The following is a 19,211-nucleotide window of genomic DNA, read 5'->3' as shown; positions in this document are numbered from 1 at the left end:
CGAAGAACGAGCGGTGCTTCGACAAGCTCGGCACGCGCGGAGTCGGGATTGCCAGGGGGAATAAGCCAATGACCATCCACGTCGGCGTCGGTGGCTGGACCTATGAACCGTGGCGCGGCACCTTCTACCCGCCCGGACATCCGCAGAAACGCGAGCTTGAATATGCCGGCCGGCATCTGACCGGCATCGAGATCAACGGCACCTATTATGGCAGCCAGAAACCCGAAAGCTTCGCCAATTGGGCAGCGTCGGTTCCCGATGGCTTCAGGTTCAGCGTCAAGGCGTCACGTTTTTGTACCAACCGCAAGCGGCTCAGCGACGGCGCCGCCTCGATCGAACGATTTCTCGCCCAGGGCATCACGCGCCTCGGCGACCGGCTCGGCCCGATCCACTGGCAGTTCATGGCGACCAAGACGTTCGACCGCGACGATTTTGCGGGCTTCCTCGACCTGCTGCCCGACAGCCGGGACGGCCTTCGCTTACGCCACGCGATCGAGGTGCGGCACGAAAGCTTCCGCGATCCCGCTTTCCTCGACCTTCTGCGGACACGCAACATGGCGGTCGTTTACGCCGACAGCGACGAGTTTCCGTGCATCGACGAGCAGACCGCCGATTTCACCTACGCGCGGCTCCAGCGCAGCCGCGAGGAGGTCGAAACCGGCTATGATGCGGCGGCGCTCGACCATTGGACACAGCGCGCGCGCGACTGGGCCGCGGGCGGCCGCGACGTCTTCCTCTTCTTCATCGCAGGCGCCAAGGTCCGCAATCCCGCCGCGGCGCAGGCGATGATCGCGCGGCTGGGCGCCGGTAACTGACCGGTCAGGCCGCCTGCGCGAGCGGCGCGGGCGCCGACGCCGCTTCGGCGGCCTTTTTCCCCAGCAGGTCATAGGGGTCGATGCCGTCGGCGCGCATCATCGCGTGGACCTGTTTGTAAAGCCTGGGCTCCGCGATCCGCAGCCGCTGCCGCGCGGCGTCGAGCGGTTCGGCGAGCAGCGCCTCGATATTCTGGTGCGCAATTTGCTGCGCGGCGCGGCCGATACGCTGGCCCTCACGCACCGCGCCATAGATGGGATAGCGGTTGCCGAACCCCTTGCGGATTTCGCGCGCGCCGGCCCAGGCGATGAACAGCGTCCCCCAGCTCGGGGTCTGGCTGTAGGAAAAGGCGAGCACGCATTGTTCGCCGAGCGCGTCGCGACCGTAACCGGTGAGAATGTGAAACAGGTCGTGCGTGTCGCGCAGCCGGTTGCCGTATAGCTCCAGCATATCGTCATAGCGCGGCTGGCCGCGGCGAAACTTGTCGAACTCGTCGACCAGCCCCTGCGCGGTCAGCCCCTCGCGCTCCATGAAGTCGACATAGGCGCGCCCGACGCTGCCTTCGGGCAGCTTGCGCAGCGTGTCATGGTCGTCGAGCATCGCGGGCAGATAGGGTCGCTCGGCAAGCTGCTTGCGCCCCTCTGCGGTGGCGAAAAAGGCCTCCGCCGCCTTGCCGAAGCGCTTGTCACGCAGCGATTCGATGATGTGGAACACCTGTTCGGTGTCTTCCTTGTCGGCGATGAGCCGGCGGAAATGGCGCCACGCCCTGAGCGGGCGAAAACCGCCGTCGACGCGGTCGGGATGGGAGAGCGGGAAGCTGGGCATGGCGAACCTCTGTAGCGAATCCTTGCGCCGCCCAGATAGCATTACTGACATAAATGTCAATATGACGGCAAATCAGACCGCGAATATCTCCGCCAATGCGATCACAAGCGCGCTGCGGTATCGCCGCACGTCGGGTTCGGCGGCGGTCAGAAGCAGGATTTCGCCATAACGGTCGAGACAGGCGAGCATCGTCCCCGCGACGGGTCTGACGGGCAGCCGCGCAATGCGACTGGCATGGGCGCGTTCACGCAGCCATGCCCATCGCGCCGCAAAATGATCGGGATCGGGCGGAAAGACGACGATCAGCTTCGCGGCATGGCCGCGTGCGATCACGGTTTCAAGCTCCCAGCTGACACCGCTCGTATAGCCTGCGACGACAAGGACGAATCCGGCCTCGTCGATCCAGCAGCGCACGGCATCCTGCCAGGCGTCATCGGCGAAATAGGCGCGCGCCGCGCCCTCGACCGGCAGATAGCCTGGCTCGCCGATCGCGATCACGGGTCCGAATCGGCGCGCATTGTCGGCGAGCAGTGTTTCGAGGCGCGTGACGCGCCGGGCTTCGCCCTCCTCGCTTGCCACCACCAGGGCGAAATCGTCGCCGAAGGAGCGGAGATAGACCACGGGCGCCCGCCGGTCGCCACGCCTTTCCTCGTCGACGCGCGGCAGCGCCCAGGCCGCGAGCCGCGGCGCATAGCGGCTTTCGAGCGCGCTGCTGGTGCGGAAGGAAAGCCAATAGAGCAGGACAATTCCGCCCAGCACCAGCGGCGGGCCATAGTCCGCCTGCCACGACGACCGCCCCGCCGCTTCGCCTGCGCCGACCGCGGCACCCCAGGCGATCGCCGCGGCCAGCAGCGCCGCGAACAACAGAAAGGGTCCATAGGCCATGGCCACGCGGGCGACCGCCGATACGGCCTGCCGCCGCGCCGGCGTCGCGCGCGCGTCGGCAAAAATGGCGAGCGCCGCGAGCGGGACGGGGCCGAGACAGGTGATCGCGACCATGATGCCGATCCATGGATCGGGCAGTCGTCCGTCGCCACCCATGCCAAGCCACGCGCCCCAGACCGGTTTCGACAGGATGATCGCCGGAATCCAGAGCAGCGCCGCAGCGAACAGCCAGCGGCTCCGCCGCACACGCCGACTGTTCCTGCCGGCGGCCTTGTCGACCGCGCGCGTCATGTCGCGCATCGTGCGCTGGCTGTGCGATGCGCGCCAGCGGCGCTGGACCGACAGATGGTAAAGGCCGATCACGACCCCCGCCGCAGCCGCCCAGGCCCAGGGCAAAGCGGCGAAGCTGCTGTCGCGGTCGTGCCCCCAGCGCGCCAGCGCGGCATCATAGTCAAGGGCCGGGATCGCAAGGCCGATCAGCCACCAGGGAATGACGATCAAACAAGCCAGCGCGAAGAGGGAGACAAGGCCCAGAAAGGCCCCCGTCACGACGCGCCCGACGATCGCGATCGGCAGCGATGGTTGCGGCGGCGGCGCCATATCGAGCGTGACCCTGATCGCCAATCCCGTCCCCCTTCGCTGACCGCCGGATGCTGGGGCGATCTTATCATGCCGATCGCCGCGGCAACACCGGCAAGGCGAGGTCGAGCGCCCCGGCGGCGGCGCCGTGCCTTCCCGATCGGGGACCCCGCCCACAACGCGGCTCGGTCGCCGCGGGCCGATGGCGCGCAAACAGCGCTGGCGCGATCGTCCGATCGCCGATAGACCGGCGCCATGAAAGCGCATCCGACGGTCCCCTATAGCGTGCCGCCCGCGATGACCGACGCCGCGCGGATCGCCGCGGCGGAGGCATTTCGCGACCATGTCGCCACGCGGCGGACGTGCCGGATGTTCAGCGACGCGCCGGTGCCGCGCGAGGTGATCGAAGCCGCGATCGCCGCCGCAGGCACCGCGCCCAGCGGCGCCAACCACCAGCCATGGCATTTCGCGGCGGTTTCCTCGCCCGACATCAAGCACCGCATCCGCCTCGCCGCCGAGGCCGAGGAGCGCCAATTCTACGCGAGCCGCGCCGGGCGGGAATGGCTCGATGCGCTCGCCCCGCTCGGCACCGACGAGGACAAGGCCTTCCTCGACATCGCGCCGTGGCTGATCGTCGTGTTCGGACAGCGGCGCGGCGGGATCGATCCGGGCGAGGCGCGGCAGAATTACTACGTCACCGAAAGCGTCGGCATCGCGTGCGGCCTGCTGCTCACCGCGCTCCACGGCGCCGGGCTTGCGACCTTGACGCACACACCGTCGCCGATGGGATTTCTGCGCGACATCTGCGGCCGTCCGGCCGACGAAAAGCCGCTGATGCTGATCGTCGCGGGCCATCCGGCGGCCGACGCGACGGTGCCCGTTCACGCGATGCGCAAAAAACCGCTGGAACAGATCAGCAGCTGGCTCTGACGCTGCGCAGAAGCCGGAGGGCGAAAGAGGCGATGAACCGGGGAATGACGACGCGATACGAAAGCCTCGACGCGATTCGCGGCGTCGCGGTGATGGGCATCCTCGCGATGAACATCGTCGCCTTTGCGCTGCCCTTTCCGGCCTATGGCAACCCCGCCGCCGGGGGACCGCCGACCGGCAGCGATGTCGCAACCTGGTTCTTCAACTTCGTTTTCGTCGATTCAAAGATGCGCGGCCTGTTCTCGATGCTGTTCGGGGCGAGCATGCTGCTGGTGATCGACGGCGCCGCCTCGGCGGGGCGCAGCGCTGCGGGTGCGCATTATTCGCGCATGTTCTGGCTCGCGATCTTCGGCCTGGCGCATTTCTACCTTATCTGGTTAGGCGACATCCTGTTCCTCTATGCCATCTGCGGGCTGATCCTCTTTCTGTTCCGCAACCTGTCGGTGCGCGCGCTGCTGCTCTGGGCGATCCCCTTTTTCCTGATCGGCATCGGCCTGCCCGCGATCCTCTGGGCGATGATGGCAATGGCGCAGACAGGCACGCTGCCCCCCGATGCGGCGGCCGCCATGCAGGAGGCGTTGCGACAGATGAACGCCGACATGGGCCCGTCCACCCCCGTCTACGCTGAACAGAAGGCGCTTTATCTCGGCAGCTATGCCAGCATCGTCGCACATCGCACCGGCGAAATGGCGGGCGACCCGCTTGTCTTCCTCGGCCTGTTCCTGTGGGAAACGGTCGGGCTGATGCTGATCGGCATGGCGCTGTTCAAATCGCATATGCTGACCGGCGAATGGGAAGCGGCGCGCTATCGCAAATGGGCGATCGCCTGCTTCCTGGTCGCGGTGCCGCCGCTCGCCGGACTCGCCCTCTATCAGATGCGCACCGGCTATGACGCGGTGTCGGTGTTCGGCGCGACGATGGCGCTGTCGGTGCCCTTCGACACGCTGATGACGATCGGCTGGGCGGCGCTCATCATGCTGCTCATCAGGACCGCGGCAAGCAACGCCGTGCGCGTGCGGCTTGCTGCGGCGGGGCGCATGGCCTTCACCAATTATCTCGTCACCTCGATCGTGATGACGACGATCTTTTACGGCTATGGGTTTGGGCTGTTTGGCAGTATCGGCCGCCTGCCGCTCTATCTTTTCTGCCTCGGCATGTGGGCGGCGATGCTGCTGTGGTCAAAAGCCTGGCTCGATCGCTACCAATATGGCCCGCTCGAATGGCTGTGGCGCAGCCTGTCGCGCTGGCAGGTGCAGCCGATGCGAAAGCGCTTTCCGGGCTGAGACGGCGCGCCCGTCAATAACCGACGGCGCGACCGAAAGCGGCGGGGCGGCGCTGGACCAGCGGATTGGCTTCGCGTTCGAGCGCGGCGAGCGTTTGTTCGAACAGCGGGCGCAGCGCGACCACGCGCGGCAGATATTCCTCGGGGCTCGTCTGGCTTTCGACGCAATGGCGCGCGAACATTTCGATGTCTTCGGCAAGCGCGCCAAGCTTTTCGCCGCCGAACTGGCGCGCTTCGCTCTTCAGCGTGTGCGCGGGCATAACCAGCCCGCGCGGATCGCGCGCGCGCATTGCCTCTTCGATCGCGGCGACCGATTTGGTGCCGTCCTCGCGAAAATAGCCGAGAATACGCACAAAAGCCGCCCCCAATTGGGTGCGCGTCGCGCGAAACTCGTCCCAATCGACCAGGATTTCGTCCAATGCTTTCGTCCCTTGGTGTTCAGATCGGTCGTGGTCCCGGCCGATCCATGCCCCAAAGTCGGTAAAAAAGAGGTTACGAACCGCGCGCCAGTCGGCCGAAGCCGCCCCATTTTGGGTCAACGGCGAACGCGCCAGCGCCCCTCGCCCGCATCGGCGCTCTCGTCAGTCACCGCCCAGCCATGCCCGGCAGCGAGCGCCGCGATCTCGCGGCCTGCATTGGGGTCGTCGGCGATCAGCAGCACCGCCTCCACCTCGCGCATCGCGCGCGCCAGCCGCAGCGCGGGCCAGGGACAACGCATCCCGCGCGCATCGACCAGCCGCACCGCCGTGTCATTCGTCATAGGGATTGCGCGAATTGCGGAAATTGAGCCGCACCGGCACGCCCTGAAACCCCAGTTCCTTGCGCATGCCGTTGACCAGATAGCGTTCATAGCTGCCGGGCAGCGCGTCGGTGCGCGATCCGAAGACGACGAAAGTGGGCGGGCGCGTGCGCGCCTGCGTGATGTAACGCAGCTTGATGCGCTTGCCACCCGGCGCCGGCGGCGGATTCGCGGTCACTGCGCCCTCGAACCAGCGGTTGAGCCGGGCCGTCGGGACGCGGTTCGTCCAGATCGCGCGCTGCTCGAACGCGACGCGGACGAGCGTGTCGATCCCCTTGCCCGTCGCGCCCGAAATGCTGAGCACCGGCACGCCCTTCACCTGGGCAAGCCCGTCGTCGAGCGCGGTGCGCACGCCGTTGAACAGCGCCGATGGATCTTCGGCAATGTCCCATTTGTTGAGCGCGACGATCAGCGCGCGCCCTTCCTGAAGCACCCGGTCGGCGATGCGCAGATCCTGCGCCTCCAGCCCCTTGGTCGCATCGAGCAGCAGCACGACGACCTCGGCGAAATCGACCGCGTGCAGCGCGTCGGCGACCGAAAGCTTCTCCAGCTTGTCCTGCACCTTCGCGCGCTTGCGCATCCCCGCGGTGTCGAACAGCTGAATCTCGTGGACCGCGCCATCCTTTTCCCACCGCCAATCGACGCGGATCGAATCGCGCGTGATCCCCGCTTCGGGCCCTGTGATAAGCCGATCCTCGCCGATCATCCGGTTGATGAGCGTCGATTTGCCCGCATTGGGGCGGCCGACGATCGCGAGCTTCATCGGGCCCGGCGCCGCATCCGCGGCATCATCGCTCGCCTCCGCCTCGGCGTCCATGAAGGGCTCGACGACCGGGCGCAGGGCGTCGAACAGTTCGACCAACCCCTCGCCATGTTCGGCGCTGAGCGCGAGCACGGTGTCGAAACCGAGCGACCAGGCCTCCATCAGCCCCGCCTCGCCCTGCTTGCCTTCGGCCTTGTTCGCGCAGAGGATGATCGGCGTGTCCTCGCTGCGCAGCCAGCGCGCAATTTCCTCGTCGAGCGGCGTCACTCCGGCGCGCGCGTCGATCAGGAACAGCGCGGCGTCGGCCTCGCGCACCGCCTTTTCGGTCTGGACACGCATCCGGCCGGGCAGCGTCGCCGCATCCTGATCCTCGAACCCGGCGGTGTCGACGATGCGGAACTCGAGACCGAGCAGCTTGCCGTCGCCCTCGCGCCGGTCGCGCGTCACCCCCGGCTGGTCGTCGACAAGCGCGAGCCGCTTGCCGACGAGCCGGTTGAACAGCGTCGATTTCCCCACATTGGGCCGGCCGACAATGGCGATCGTCGCACGTCGCGACATCCGTTTATCCTTACAAGACCCTCTCCCCTGAAGGAGAGAGGGAAAGCGTGGCCCATCAACGCCAGGCGGTGATCGTCCCGTCGTCGGCAAGGATATAGAGCGTGCTGTTTGCGACGATCGGCGGTTGCGACAGCGACGTTCCGAACTCGGTCGATGCGAGCAGCGATCCGTCGGCCGGTGAAAACTCCGCCAGCGTGCCTTCGCTGTTCACCGCGATCAGGCGCCCGCCCGCAAGGATCGGCCCCGTCCAGCGGATCGGATCCTTCTTTTTCTTCTCGGTCTCTACACGAAAGCGCGCGAGCTGCTGGAGCCAGCGCACTTTGCCGCTCGACCGCGCGACGCACAGCAATTTGCCGTCGTCGGTCATCGCATAGACCCATTCGCCGACCACATAGGGCGTCGAAATGCCGGCGATCGAGATTTCCCAGCTGCGCTGGCCGGTAACCAGCTCGTAACTTGCCATGCGGCCACCCTGGCCGAGCGCGAACACGCGGCCGCGGTCGATCACCGGATCGGCATCGACGTCGGTGAGCGTCGACACCGACAGCGCCATCGACGTGCGCGCCAGCGCATCTTCCCACAGGTCGCGGCCATTTTCGTAACGATAGGCCTGCACCTCGCCCGACGAGAAGCCCGCGACGATCGTGCCCTGCCCCGCCGCGGGCGATGCCGCGCCGAAGACGCTTCCCGCCTCCAGCGACGCCGTCGCCTGCCACTGGACGGCGCCGTCGGCGGCATTGAGCGCGAAAATCTGGTTGTCCTGGCTGATCACATAGACGCCGCCGAACGCCACCGTCGGCGCACCGCGCAGCGGCCCGGCGGGCCGCACCTTCCACAGCACCGACCCGTCGGCCGCGTTGAGCGCCGCGACGTCGCCGACGCCGCTCGTCGCATAGACGACATTGCCATCGACGCTCGCGCCGCCGCCGAACAGCGAATCCTTGAAATCCTTGCCCGTGCTGCCGATCGCGACGCTCCACAGCCTTGCGCCCGTATCGGCCGCAAAGGCCGAAACGACCGCGTCGGTATCGACGACGAACAGGCGGTTGTCGGCGACCACCGGCGACGAAGCCAGGCGCTGCTTTTTCGTGCTGCCCGCGATATTCGCTTGCCAGAGCTTCGTCCGCGCGGCGCCGAGCGCGGGATGTCCCATGGATTTCGCCGCGTTGCCGCCCGATTGCGCCCAGGCGGCGTTCACGACCGGATCGGGCAGCACGACGGCAATCGCCGCCGTCGCCGGATCGACCTTGACGCTATTGTCGTTCGACAGGATCGAGACACGATTGCCGATCGTCGGCGTCCTCGGCCCGCCATCGCCCTTGAACACCCCGCAACCCGCCAGCGGCAGCGCCAGCAGCGCCGCATATAGTCCGAAACGCGCAGTCCGCATATTATTTGGCTTCCTCAGTCTTCGGGGCGGCGGCCGCCGCGCCGTTCCGCTCGGCGGCGATGCTCTCGGCGGCGCGGTCGGCGACGGCATCGACACCCAGCATCCCCGCCATCTGGACCGAACGCGATTGCAGCGACCTGGTAAGGTCGGGCAATTTGGCGATCCGGCCATAGAGCGCGCCCGCCTGGTCGAACTGGCCGAGCCGATAGTGGGCGCTCGCCGACAATTCGGCGGCGCTGGCGAACCAGCTCGACGCGGGATCCCTGGCATCGACGATCGGCTTCATCCGCGCGATCACCGCCTCGGGCTTCAGCGTGTCATATTCGAACGCCGTCTGGCGAATGAGCGCAAGGTCGCGAAGCGACCGGTCGACCTCGGCATCGGCGACGATCCTGGCCATCAGCGCGGCGGCGGCCTTGAGGTCGCCCGCACCGGCCTTGATATTCGCCTGCTGCATCATCGCCGCCGCGCGATAGGCGGGGGAGCCTTCGGCGGCGATCCTTTCCAGTTCGCTCGCCGCGGCTCGCGGCTGGTTGGTCTGGAGCTTGTCCAGCGCGGCAATCAGCCGTTCGGCCTGTTCGCCGCGCGCGACATCCTGTCGATGGTTCCAGTAAAGATAGCCGCCAAAGGCCAGCAGGATCGCCAGCACGCCGCCGATGATCCAGCGGCCATAGCGCTGCATGATCGTGTCGAGCCGATCCTTGCGAACGGCTTCATCGACTTCCTGCAACAGCGCGGCGTCATTCGTCGGGCTCAGGGCCAATCAAACCTCCGTAAACTTCGTGGCGGCACGAGGCCGGCCCGCTTCCTTAGCGACGGCACGGGGAAAGGCCAAGCGTTTCACTTGCGGACACGCTGGGGCAATCAACCGGCGTAGATCTGATCCTCGGTCGGGAATGAACGGGACCTGACTTCGTCGGCATAATTTTGCACCGCGCCGCTGACGACGCCCGCCATGTCCTGATAGCGTTTGACGAACTTCGGGACGCGCTCGAACATGCCCAGCATGTCGTCGGTGACAAGCACCTGGCCGTCGCATTGCGCCGATGCGCCGATGCCGATCGTCGGGCAGGCGACCTTGTTCGTGATCTCGATCGCGATCGATTCGAGCACCCCTTCGATCACGATCGAAAAGGCGCCCGCCTGCGCCACCGCGACTGCATCCTCGACGATCGAGCGGGCTTCTTCCTCGCTCTTGCCGCGCACGCCATAGCCGCCGAGGATGTTCACCGCCTGTGGCGTCAGGCCGACATGGCCCATCACCGGGATGCCGCGCTGGGTCAGAAACTCGATCGTCGGGGCGAGAACCTTGCCGCCCTCGACCTTCACCGCTGCGGCGCCCGTTTCCTTGAGCAGCCGCGCGGCATTGTCGAACGCCTGCTCTGGACTGCCTTCATAGCTGCCGAAAGGCATGTCGACAATGACCGCGGCGTGATAGCTGCCACGCACCACCGCGGCGCCGTGCAGCGCCATCATCTCCATCGTCACCCCGACCGTGTGCGGCAAGCCATAGATCACCTGCGCGAGCGAATCGCCGACGAGCAGCATGTCGCAATGCGGGTCGAGCAACTGCGCCATGCGCACCGTATAGGCGGTGAGCATCACGATCGGCTCGCCGCCCTTGCGCTGGCGGATGCGCGGCACGGTCAGCCGCTTCATCGGCTGCGGCGTCGGATTCGCGCGGCTCGTGGAGGTGTCGAGGGTGAGCGTTTTGGGAAGCGTTGACATGGTGCCGGGGCTTAGCTGGTAACGCGCCGAGGCGAAAGCGGCAAAGCCCGGCCATGTTGATTATCCTTGACTCAATGTTAAAAATATCGAACATAGCGTTCGTATCACCTGACATGGGGTTTGAAATGATGTTTCGCGAAAACATCCACTGGGTGGCGCTGGTGTCGATGGCGGCCGCCTCTGGCTGGCATTTCCTCGCCTGTCCCTGGCACCTCGCCGCCAGCGCGGCGGGCGTGCGGGCATCGGCGGGAATGATCATTCCCGCGACGATCGCGATCGTCGTTTTTGCCGAACTCGCGCGGGTCGGCGCCCAACTCCACCTCGATCGCCGGGGCTGTTGAACCATGTCGCCCGCGATCCTCGAATCCGCGCGGCAGCTCGCCGACGCCGAACCCGGAGACCTGCCCATGAACTTCCGCGAAAAGACCGCCTGGCTGAACGTCATCGCAATGGCCGCCGCCTACAGCCTCTATTTCGGGCTTCTCCTCGCCGGGCATCCCGCCGGACGCGAGGTGTTGCCGATGCTCTGGCTCTTCGGATCGGTCGCCGTGGCGCACGCCGTCACGGTCATCGTCGGCACGATCATCCTGTCGGCGCAGGCACCGAAATCGGAGCGCGCGCGCGCCGACGAGCGCGATCGCGCGATCCGTCGGCGGGGAGCTGCCGCCGCTTATTATGTCCTGCTGGTCGGCATGATGGTCGTCGGGGTTTACCTGCCCTTTGTGGAAAGCGGCGTGGCGCTGGCGAATTGCGGCCTGCTCGCGATCGTGCTCGCCGAACTGGTGAACAGCGTGGTCGTCCTGATGAGCTACCGGCGGGGCTGGCATGGCTAAGCCGCCCTTCGACAACGATATTCGCACGCTGCGTTTCCTAGCCGGCGAAATGACGCAGGCCGAACTTGGCGAGCGCGTGGGGGTGACGCGGCAGACGATCGCCGCGATCGAGCAGGGCAAATATTCCCCCTCGCTCGAAGTCGCCTTCCGCATCGCGCGCGTCTTTGGAAAACCGCTCGAAGCGGTGTTCCAGTGGAATGACGGTCCGGGCTGAGCCGACGCGGCCGCGCGGCCCGGCCCGCGCCCTCTCCCAAGGTGTCGCGTCGGTCTTTCGACCGCTTCTGGAAGGGGAGCGGGGGCCGCCGACCTTGCTTATCCCGAACCCGATTCGGTATCCATGACGTCGGCGCCGCGATCGGTCCCGCTTCAAGTCCGGGACGGCGATAAAGTGGAGGGCCGGATTCAGCCGAAGCCAACCGGTCGAAAAATCAACGTCCCGCCTGCACCGCCACCGCCTCGCGCACATTGTCGCTGAACAGACCGTCGATGCCGGTGGCAAGATAGGCCTCGATCTCGCCGCCCAGGTCGCCGTGGCCAGCCGGATTGACCCCGCCCTTGTTGCCGAGCGGCAGGAAATAATTCTCCCGGCGGAACGTCCACGGATGGACCTTGAGCCCCGCGGCGTGCGCATCGCGAACCAGGTTCGTCGGCTTGCCCAGTGACCCCAGAGCGCCGCGCGGGATGATCATCGTCTTGTTGGGTCCGATGCCGTCGGCATAGGCAGCGATCATTTTGAGTCCCGCGGGCGACGTCATGGCGGCATAGCTCGTATCGGGTCGGTCGGCGGGACCGCCGACGGCATCGACGAGCTGGATGAGCGGCAGGTCGCTCTTCGCACGCAGGTCCATCAGATTGCCGACCTCAAAGCTCTGGATGAACACCGGCGCGCTGCGTCCGCGATAACCGAATCGATCAAGCAGCGCGAGCAAGGGTGCGTCGTGCGGCAGGCCGATCGACGCGAAATAACTGGGATGCTTGGTTTCCGGATAGACGCCGACCGGCACGCTGCGTCCGCGGTTCGCCTCGGCGAGCAGCGTCAATATCTCCTCGAAGGTCGGCACCTCGAACCGCCCGTCGAATGCGGTGCCGCGCAGTTGCGGCAGCCGTTCCTTTGCGCGCAGCGTCTTGATCTCGGCGAGCGTGAAATCCTCGGTGAACCAGCCGGTCACCTCTTTCCCGTCGATCGTCTTCGTCGCCTTGCGATCGGCAAACTCGGGGCGATCCGCGACATCGGTGGTTTCCGAAATCTCGTTCTCGTGACGCGCCACGAGCACGCCGTCGCGCGTGAGCACGAGATCGGGCTCGATGAAATCGGCGCCCTGTTCGATCGCCAGCCTGTAGCTCGCCAGCGTATGTTCGGGCCGCTCGCCCGACGCGCCGCGATGCGCGATGACGATGGGCGGCTTGCCGTCGAGCGTGGGCTCCGCCATCACCGGATCAGCCGAGCAGCCCGCGGTCAGCATCAGGGCCAGCATGGCCACAAGCGCGCGCATCACGCCGCAAAGCGCACATGCCAGTCGTCGGCGGAAAAGCCGACGCTGATTCCATTCGCGGTCTCGACGACCGGCCGCCGGATCATCGCCGGTTGTTCGAGCATCAGCGCCCTGGCCGACGCCGCGTCCAGCCCCGCCTTTGCCGCATCGGGCAATTTGCGAAAGCTGGTGCCCGCCTTGTTGAGCAGTTTTTCCCAGCCGAGTTCGTCGATCCAGCGCTGGAGCCGGTCAGCGTCCAGGCCGTCCTTGCGGACATCGTGAAACCGATAGGCAAGACCGTGATCGTCGAGCCAGCGACGCGCCTTTTTCACCGTGTCGCAATTGGGAATGCCATAAAGAATCATCATGGACGCGTGATTAGCAGCAGCGCGTTGCAGATTCGAGGCTCAAGCCGCCGATGCCGAGGAAGCCGGCGTGCGGTCAGCGATACGCGTGTTCGCGCTCGCAAGCTTGCCGCGCAGTGCGCGGGCGAACCCCTCGTGCAGTTCGGCGGCAATGCCCGGATTGGCGGCAAGATAGGCGCGCAGCGCCGCCGCCGGGACGAACCACAGCCGCGCATTGCTGGCAAGCACGACCGTGCCCGTCGCGTGCGATCCGTCGAGCACCGTCGCCTCGCCGATCAGCTCGCCATCGGCGAGGCAGCCGACCTCGGCGCCGTCGCGCAGAATCGTCGCGTGGCCGTCGGCGAGATAGAAAAGGCTGGGCGCCGCCTGATTCTCGCGGATCAGCACCTCGCCGCGCTTTGCCGAAATCCAGTGTCCCTGATCGATCAGCCCGCGCGCGGCATGTGCGCCCAGCCCCGGAAAATGCCGCCGCCGCAACTCCTCATCCTCAGGCGAGAAGCGCACCTTCGTCCCGCGCAGCCACAGCCGCGCGAGAATGCCGATATTGACCGCGAGGATTGCCAGCACGAGCAGGCTGTAACCGGGATCGGAGGCGCGAAAGAGGGTGAGCGGCAGCGCAACGAGCGCCGCCGCGGCCAGCCCGATGCGCGCATAGTCGATGCGTACGACAAAACTTGTCGCCAGAAGAAGCAGCAACGCCCCGTAAAGGAACCACGCGGAGTCGAAACTCGCCATAGCCAATCGCTCGCATTCCGGCCCGCAATCGGGCCATTGGGTGAATGACGTTATCGATAGCCCTGTCCCTTGGATCGCGCCGTCACCGCGCCAAGCCTGCAATAAACTATCAGTTCCCTGGCCCTAAGAAAAGCATAGGTGCGCAAAGGTCACGATAATGCTAATTTTCGGCCTCGCGCGCCCGGCAAACATTGCACCCGCAGGGCATTCGCGCCATGGGGCGCATGATTCGAAGATGAAATGACAGGCAGATGACGAAAAACTGGCAACCGCATAGCTGGCGCACGCACGAGGCCCGCCAGCTGCCCACCTATCGCGACGGCGAAGCGCTCGCGGCCGCCGAACGCGAGCTTGCAGGCTATCCCCCGCTCGTTTTTGCGGGCGAAGCGCGCGAATTGACGAGCGAACTTGCGCGCGTCGCGGAGGGCAAGGCCTTTCTGCTGCAAGGCGGCGACTGCGCCGAAAGCTTTGCCGAGTTCCATCCCAACAACATCCGCGACACCTTTCGCGTCCTGCTTCAGATGGCGGTCGTGCTGACCTTCGCGTCGAAAATGCCGGTGGTGAAGCTCGGCCGCATGGCGGGCCAGTTCGCCAAGCCGCGTTCCGCGGATATGGAGGAAGTGGGCGGTGTGTCGCTGCCAAGCTATCGCGGCGACATCATCAACGACATCGCGTTCGATGCCGACGGCCGCGAGCCCGACCCCGCGCGAATGGTCAAGGCCTATAACCAGTCGGCGGCGACGCTCAACCTGCTGCGTGCCTTCGCGGGCGGCGGCTATGCCAATCTGCACCAGGTCAACGCCTGGACGCACGATTTCATGGACCGCAGCCCGTGGGCGAAAAAATATCAGGAAACCGCAGCACGCATTTCCGAAGCGCTCGCGTTCATGGAAGCGTGCGGCGTGACCCCCGAAACGGTGCCGCAGATCAAGGGCACCAGCTTCTATACCAGCCACGAGGCGCTGCTGCTCCCCTATGAGCAGGCGCTGACGCGGCAGGACAGCCTGACCGGCGGCTGGTACGACACGTCGGGCCATTTCCTGTGGGTCGGCGACCGCACCCGTTTCGAGGGGTCGGCGCATATCGAGTTTCTGCGCGGCATCGGCAATCCCATCGGCATGAAATGCGGGCCGAGCCTCGATCCCGACGCGCTGCTGCGTCTGCTCGACACGCTCAACCCCCATCATGTGCCGGGTCGCATGACGCTCATCACGCGTTACGGCCACGACAAGATCGAGGCGCATCTGCCCAGGCTCGTGCGCGCGGTAAAGGATTCGGGCCATCCCGTCGTCTGGTCGTGCGACCCGATGCACGGCAATGTCATCAAGACCTCGACCGGCTACAAGACGCGGCCGTTCGAGCGTATCCTGGCCGAAGTGCGGGGTTTCTTTGCCGTCCACCGCGCCGAGGGCACGCATGGCGGCGGCATCCATATCGAAATGACCGGCCAGAATGTCACCGAATGCACCGGCGGCGCGATGGACGTGACGCAGATGGACCTCGCCGATCGCTATCACACCCATTGCGATCCGCGGCTCAATGCGGGGCAGTCGCTGGAACTCGCCTTCCTGCTGGCAGAAATGCTCAATCAGGAAATGGCGGACCGCGCGAAGCAGGCGGCGTAAAGCGCCGCCAACCCTGATTTGATGTGCCCCCCCAAAGGGGGGGTCCATTTCCCGCAGCTCCATTCCGAAAACGCCGGTGATGGGTTCCCGCCCTCGCGGGGACACGCTTCCTTTTACTCCGCCGTCCCCGGCCACCGCCTGGTATCGGCAAAAGCCCGCCCCAGCGCGACGTGCAGGTCGGCATCCTCGGCCGCGCCGCCGAGCGGTATCCGGTCGGAAAAATTGTCCCCCGCGCGGTGATAATCGCCCGACAAGAAGGCTTCGAGCAGCTTCATGTCCGAAAAGCTGCCGCCGACCATCAGCGAGGTGACGCCTTTCGCGCCCAGCGCCCAGCCATCCTGCCGCTGGACAAAGGCGTCGGCCTCGCCGTCCTCGTCGATCTTGCGACCCAGCCCGGCAGCCACCGAACGCACCATCGCATCATGGGCGGGCTTGCCGCGCCCGATCGTCGCGACCGGCGTGCCGCGCGGCGAGATCGCGATCGTGTCGACGTTGAGCGCGACCGTGATGTCGGACAGCGGAACCACCGGATGATCGGCGAACCAGCGCGCACCGAGCAGACCCTTTTCCTCCGCCGTCGTCGCCATGAAATAAATGTCGCGATCGGGCCGCGCGCCCGCGCCCAGCCGCTTTGCGACCTCGATCAGCACCGCGATCCCGCTCGCATTGTCGACCGCGCCATTGCAGATGCGGTCGGCCTCGCCCTCTGCCCCGCAGATGCCGAGATGATCCCAATGGCCGAGGAAGAGCACCGCCTTGCCGTCGGGCCGTGCGCCGGGCAGCCTGGCAATGACATTGTGGCTGGCAAAGGAACGGACCGCCGACGCTGCGGTGAAGTCCGCCGTCACCGGCAGGGCGGCGCCCTTGTAATCGGGCGATTTTGCCGCCTCGCGCAGCGCGGCGCCATCCTGCCCCGCGGCCTTGAACAGCGCGTCGGCAGCGGCGCTCGACAGAAAGCCGCTGACCGGCGCGCCCGCCCCGGCGCTGGCAAGGCGCATGGATTTGCTGCCGACGCTTTCGCGCAGCGCATCCCACGGCACCGCGTCGGTCGCGATCACCAGCACCGCGCTTGCCCCCGCATCGGCGAGCATCTGCCGCCGCTCGCGATAGCGCGGCAGCTTGTCGCCGAAGGGGGCGTTGTCGAACAGCATGATCGCAAGCTTGCCCCGGACGTCGGCGTTGACCTGACCCGCGCCGTCGACGCCATAGCCGACGAAGACCGCGGGAAGACCCGCCAGCGCCACCGACGCATCGCGGCCGGTCACGACGATGCCGTCATCGCCGAGCGCGACATCGCGGCCGTTCGCCTTGAACGTCGCGGAGCCGCTCAGCGCCTGCGTCTCGACAAAGGGCACCGGCTGGAGCCACGGCGTCGCGCTGCCCGGCACGGCTTCGAGCCCCGCCTTGGCCCATTCGCCGACGATATAGGCAATCGTGCGATCCTCGCCATCGGTGCCCGGCGCACGCCCCTCGAACGCATCGCCGGCCAGGATTTTCATGTGAGAGGCGAGGTCGGCCTCGGTGATGGGGGCATCGGCGGTTGCGGGGGCGGCGTGCGCGGGAGCGGCGGTTGCGGCGAGGGCGGCGGCCGCGACGGCGGCACGAAAGAAAGCGACTTTCATGGCCGCGCGGCATGGCATGTCCGCTGCGGGCGGGCAAGGCGGTTCGTCGAACGACGAACGACCTTCCTTTCGCAATCCCCTTCAGGGGAGGGCGGCGAGCGCCGGGCCTGATCCGCGGCGCAGCGGGTGGAGGCCCTGACCTTGCGCCAGGGCCGATAACCCCCACCCCAACCCCGACACTGAAGGGGAGGGGGCCACGATCTCACCGCCCCGCCCGCGCCAGCAGTGCGCGCGCCGCTGCGACGTGCATATCCTCGATCATCCGTCCTTCGTGGCGCTGTGCCCCGCCGGTCGCCGCCGCGACCAGCGCCTCGGCCGCGGCGATCTCGCGCGGCGTCGGCGCGAATGCGGCGTTGCATGGGTTCACCTGTGACGGGTGGATCAGCGTCTTGCCGTCGAAACCCAGCCGCCGCCCCTCGGCGGCTTCGGCGGCGAAACCCGCGGCATCGTCAATCGCATTGTAAACGCCGTCAAAGCACCAGACGCCGCCCGCGCGCGCCGCAAGTATGATCGCCTGAATCGCATGGCTCATCGCACCACGGTCGGTGCCGCCGGGCAGCTTCAGTTCGTGGGCAAGATCGTTGAGTCCCGCGATCAGTCCCGCAACGCCGGGGTCCGACGCGATGTCGCGCGCGGCATAGATGGCGGTCGGCGTCTCGATCATCGCCAGCATCGGCAGACCGAGCCCGCGCGCCGGGGCGAGGTCGGCGGGGGCGTCGACCTTGGGCAGCACCACCGCGTCGAGCGGCAGTCCGGCAAGCGCATTGATGTCCGCCGCCTGATGCATGCTTCCCGCGCCGTTGATCCGCACCGCGATGCGCTTGCCCGGATAGCCCGCGATCACCGCCGCGCGCATCGCGTCGCGTGCCGCGTCCTTGCGATCGACAGGCACCGCATCCTCAAGGTCGATAATCAGCATGTCGGCGGCCAGGCCCGCGGCCTTTTCAAGCGCGCGGGCGTTCGATCCCGGAACATAGAGCAGCGAGCGCGGAGCGAAGTCGGTCATGCGCTTTTCTGTGGCGCAGCCGCGCCATTGCCGCAATAAGGAAGGCGGGTTTGCAAAGGCGCAATTTTGCAAGAGGGGATGATCGATGGAGTTCGCGCTCGCGCTGGTGGTTCTGGCACTGGTGTTCCTGATCTGGGCGTTGACGCCCGTGCGACAGGGCTTTGCCTATACGATCGAACGCTTCGGCCGCTACACGCACACCGCGCAGCCGGGCCTCAACTTCATCATGCCGATCTTCGATCGCGTCGGGCGCAAGGTCAACATGATGGAACAGGTGCTCGACATTCCAGGGCAGGAGATCATCACCAAGGACAACGCGATGGTCGCGGTCGACGGGGTGGTGTTTTTCCAGGTGCTCGACGCCGCCAAGGCCGCCTATGAGGTCAGCGACCTGTATCTGTCGATCATGAACCTGACGACGACGAACCTGCGCACCGTCATGGGGTCGATGGATCTCGACGAAACGCTGTCGAAGCGCGACGAGATCAACGCGCGCCTGCTGCACGTCGTCGACGATGCGACAACGCCGTGGGGGGTCAAGATCACGCGCGTCGAAATCAAGGACATCCGCCCGCCCGCCGACATTTCGAACGCCATGGCGCGCCAGATGAAGGCCGAGCGCGAAAAGCGCGCCGCGATCCTCGAGGCGGAGGGACTGCGCGCCTCTGAAATCCTGCGCGCCGAGGGTGAGAAGCAGGGTCAGATCTTGCAGGCCGAGGGCCGCCGCGAGGCCGCCTTTCGCGACGCCGAGGCGCGTGAACGCGAAGCCGAGGCCGAAGCCAAGGCGACGCAGATGGTCAGCGACGCGATCGCGAACGGCAATGCACAGGCGATCAACTATTTCGTCGCGCAGAAATATGTCGAGGCGGTGAGCCAGTTCGCGACCAGCCCGAACAGCAAGACGATCCTGTTCCCGGTCGAGGCAACGCAGCTGATCGGCACCCTGGGCGGCATCGGCGAACTCGCCCGCGACGCGCTTGAACGCAAGCCGGGAGCCTGAC

The 19,211-nt window shown here is 66.5% G+C and carries 21 protein-coding genes; 8 read left to right on the top strand and 13 right to left on the bottom strand.

Annotated features, from left to right (window positions below; all coding sequences use genetic code 11):
• The first annotated feature begins 68 nt into the window (after positions 1-68).
• Complete coding sequence (locus HUW43_RS14535) at positions 69-815, top strand: DUF72 domain-containing protein (RefSeq protein ID WP_188238073.1); 747 nt, start codon at positions 69-71, stop codon at positions 813-815.
• A gap of 4 nt (positions 816-819) precedes the next feature.
• Here the strand turns inward: HUW43_RS14535 and HUW43_RS14530 are convergent, their stop codons facing one another.
• Together HUW43_RS14530 and HUW43_RS14525 are read right to left on the bottom strand one after the other, a co-directional pair.
• Positions 820-1,638, bottom strand: a complete 819-nt coding sequence (locus HUW43_RS14530; RefSeq protein ID WP_188238072.1) for a Coq4 family protein — start codon at positions 1,636-1,638, stop codon at positions 820-822.
• A gap of 72 nt (positions 1,639-1,710) precedes the next feature.
• Positions 1,711-3,147, bottom strand: a complete 1,437-nt coding sequence (locus tag HUW43_RS14525) for a hypothetical protein (protein WP_188238071.1) — start codon at positions 3,145-3,147, stop codon at positions 1,711-1,713.
• Between the two features lie 210 nt (positions 3,148-3,357).
• On the opposite strand from HUW43_RS14525, the gene HUW43_RS14520 reads away from it, so the two are divergent.
• Both HUW43_RS14520 and HUW43_RS14515 read left to right on the top strand, forming a co-directional pair.
• Complete coding sequence (locus HUW43_RS14520) at positions 3,358-4,032, top strand: nitroreductase family protein (RefSeq protein WP_188238070.1); 675 nt, start codon at positions 3,358-3,360, stop codon at positions 4,030-4,032.
• Between the two features lie 32 nt (positions 4,033-4,064).
• Complete coding sequence (locus HUW43_RS14515) at positions 4,065-5,315, top strand: DUF418 domain-containing protein (RefSeq protein WP_188238069.1); 1,251 nt, start codon at positions 4,065-4,067, stop codon at positions 5,313-5,315.
• A gap of 13 nt (positions 5,316-5,328) precedes the next feature.
• Here the strand turns inward: HUW43_RS14515 and HUW43_RS14510 are convergent, their stop codons facing one another.
• From HUW43_RS14510 to panB, 6 genes are all read right to left on the bottom strand, one after another.
• A complete protein-coding gene (locus HUW43_RS14510; RefSeq protein ID WP_120218562.1) occupies positions 5,329-5,733 on the bottom strand; it encodes an Hpt domain-containing protein in 405 nt (134 codons plus the stop codon).
• A 116-nt stretch (positions 5,734-5,849) separates the two neighbouring features.
• A complete protein-coding gene (locus HUW43_RS14505; RefSeq protein WP_188238068.1) occupies positions 5,850-6,074 on the bottom strand; it encodes a sulfurtransferase TusA family protein in 225 nt (74 codons plus the stop codon).
• Complete coding sequence (gene der / locus HUW43_RS14500) at positions 6,064-7,434, bottom strand: ribosome biogenesis GTPase Der (protein ID WP_188238067.1); 1,371 nt, start codon at positions 7,432-7,434, stop codon at positions 6,064-6,066. Before der ends, HUW43_RS14505 begins: the two co-directional genes overlap by 11 nt.
• A 55-nt stretch (positions 7,435-7,489) precedes the next feature.
• A complete protein-coding gene (locus HUW43_RS14495) occupies positions 7,490-8,824 on the bottom strand; it encodes a PQQ-binding-like beta-propeller repeat protein (RefSeq protein WP_188238066.1) in 1,335 nt (444 codons plus the stop codon).
• A 1-nt stretch (position 8,825) separates the two neighbouring features.
• Positions 8,826-9,587: a tetratricopeptide repeat protein gene (locus HUW43_RS14490; RefSeq protein WP_188238065.1), complete on the bottom strand. Its 762-nt coding sequence runs from the start codon at positions 9,585-9,587 to the stop codon at positions 8,826-8,828.
• Positions 9,588-9,688: 101 nt separating this feature from the next.
• Complete coding sequence (gene panB, locus HUW43_RS14485) at positions 9,689-10,552, bottom strand: 3-methyl-2-oxobutanoate hydroxymethyltransferase (protein ID WP_188238064.1); 864 nt, start codon at positions 10,550-10,552, stop codon at positions 9,689-9,691.
• A gap of 125 nt (positions 10,553-10,677) precedes the next feature.
• Here panB and HUW43_RS14480 point away from each other — a divergent pair, with 125 nt between their 5' ends.
• The 3 genes from HUW43_RS14480 to HUW43_RS14470 are packed head-to-tail and all read left to right on the top strand — an operon-like array spanning position 10,678 to position 11,599.
• Positions 10,678-10,893: a hypothetical protein gene (locus HUW43_RS14480; protein ID WP_188238063.1), complete on the top strand. Its 216-nt coding sequence runs from the start codon at positions 10,678-10,680 to the stop codon at positions 10,891-10,893.
• A 3-nt stretch (positions 10,894-10,896) separates the two neighbouring features.
• Positions 10,897-11,385 carry a hypothetical protein gene (locus tag HUW43_RS14475; protein WP_223181561.1) on the top strand — a complete coding sequence of 163 codons (489 nt, stop codon included), beginning with the start codon at positions 10,897-10,899 and terminating at the stop codon, positions 11,383-11,385.
• Positions 11,378-11,599: a helix-turn-helix transcriptional regulator gene (locus HUW43_RS14470; RefSeq protein WP_188238062.1), complete on the top strand. Its 222-nt coding sequence runs from the start codon at positions 11,378-11,380 to the stop codon at positions 11,597-11,599. The genes HUW43_RS14475 and HUW43_RS14470 overlap by 8 nt, the downstream gene beginning before the upstream one ends.
• Positions 11,600-11,813: 214 nt before the next feature.
• Here HUW43_RS14470 and HUW43_RS14465 read toward each other — a convergent pair whose 3' ends face one another.
• From HUW43_RS14465 to HUW43_RS14455, 3 genes are read right to left on the bottom strand one after another with little or no spacing between them, the layout of a single operon-like run.
• Positions 11,814-12,878, bottom strand: coding sequence for a glycerophosphodiester phosphodiesterase (locus tag HUW43_RS14465; protein WP_188238061.1), 1,065 nt, complete (start codon positions 12,876-12,878; stop codon positions 11,814-11,816).
• Positions 12,878-13,225, bottom strand: a complete 348-nt coding sequence (locus tag HUW43_RS14460; protein ID WP_223181560.1) for an ArsC family reductase — start codon at positions 13,223-13,225, stop codon at positions 12,878-12,880. The genes HUW43_RS14465 and HUW43_RS14460 overlap by 1 nt, the downstream gene beginning before the upstream one ends.
• 39 nt (positions 13,226-13,264) lie before the next feature.
• Positions 13,265-13,957: a Crp/Fnr family transcriptional regulator gene (locus HUW43_RS14455; RefSeq protein ID WP_223181559.1), complete on the bottom strand. Its 693-nt coding sequence runs from the start codon at positions 13,955-13,957 to the stop codon at positions 13,265-13,267.
• Positions 13,958-14,208: 251 nt separating this feature from the next.
• On the opposite strand from HUW43_RS14455, the gene HUW43_RS14450 reads away from it, so the two are divergent.
• Positions 14,209-15,582 (top strand): class II 3-deoxy-7-phosphoheptulonate synthase, encoded by a 1,374-nt coding sequence (locus HUW43_RS14450; protein ID WP_188238059.1) that lies wholly within the window; start codon positions 14,209-14,211, stop codon positions 15,580-15,582.
• Between the two features lie 113 nt (positions 15,583-15,695).
• Here HUW43_RS14450 and HUW43_RS14445 read toward each other — a convergent pair whose 3' ends face one another.
• On the bottom strand, positions 15,696-17,204 hold the full coding sequence (locus tag HUW43_RS14445; protein ID WP_223181558.1) for a M28 family peptidase: 1,509 nt from the start codon (positions 17,202-17,204) through the stop codon (positions 15,696-15,698).
• Between the two features lie 202 nt (positions 17,205-17,406).
• On the bottom strand, positions 17,407-18,210 hold the full coding sequence (locus tag HUW43_RS14440; protein ID WP_188238057.1) for an HpcH/HpaI aldolase/citrate lyase family protein: 804 nt from the start codon (positions 18,208-18,210) through the stop codon (positions 17,407-17,409).
• Between the two features lie 85 nt (positions 18,211-18,295).
• On the opposite strand from HUW43_RS14440, the gene HUW43_RS14435 reads away from it, so the two are divergent.
• A complete protein-coding gene (locus tag HUW43_RS14435; protein WP_188238056.1) occupies positions 18,296-19,210 on the top strand; it encodes an SPFH domain-containing protein in 915 nt (304 codons plus the stop codon).
• Position 19,211: the final 1 nt, after the last annotated feature.

It is taken from the genome of Sphingopyxis sp. LK2115 (assembly GCF_014595975.1).
In the GTDB taxonomy this organism is placed as follows: domain Bacteria; phylum Pseudomonadota; class Alphaproteobacteria; order Sphingomonadales; family Sphingomonadaceae; genus Sphingopyxis.
This window is presented reverse-complemented; position numbering and strand designations above follow the sequence as displayed.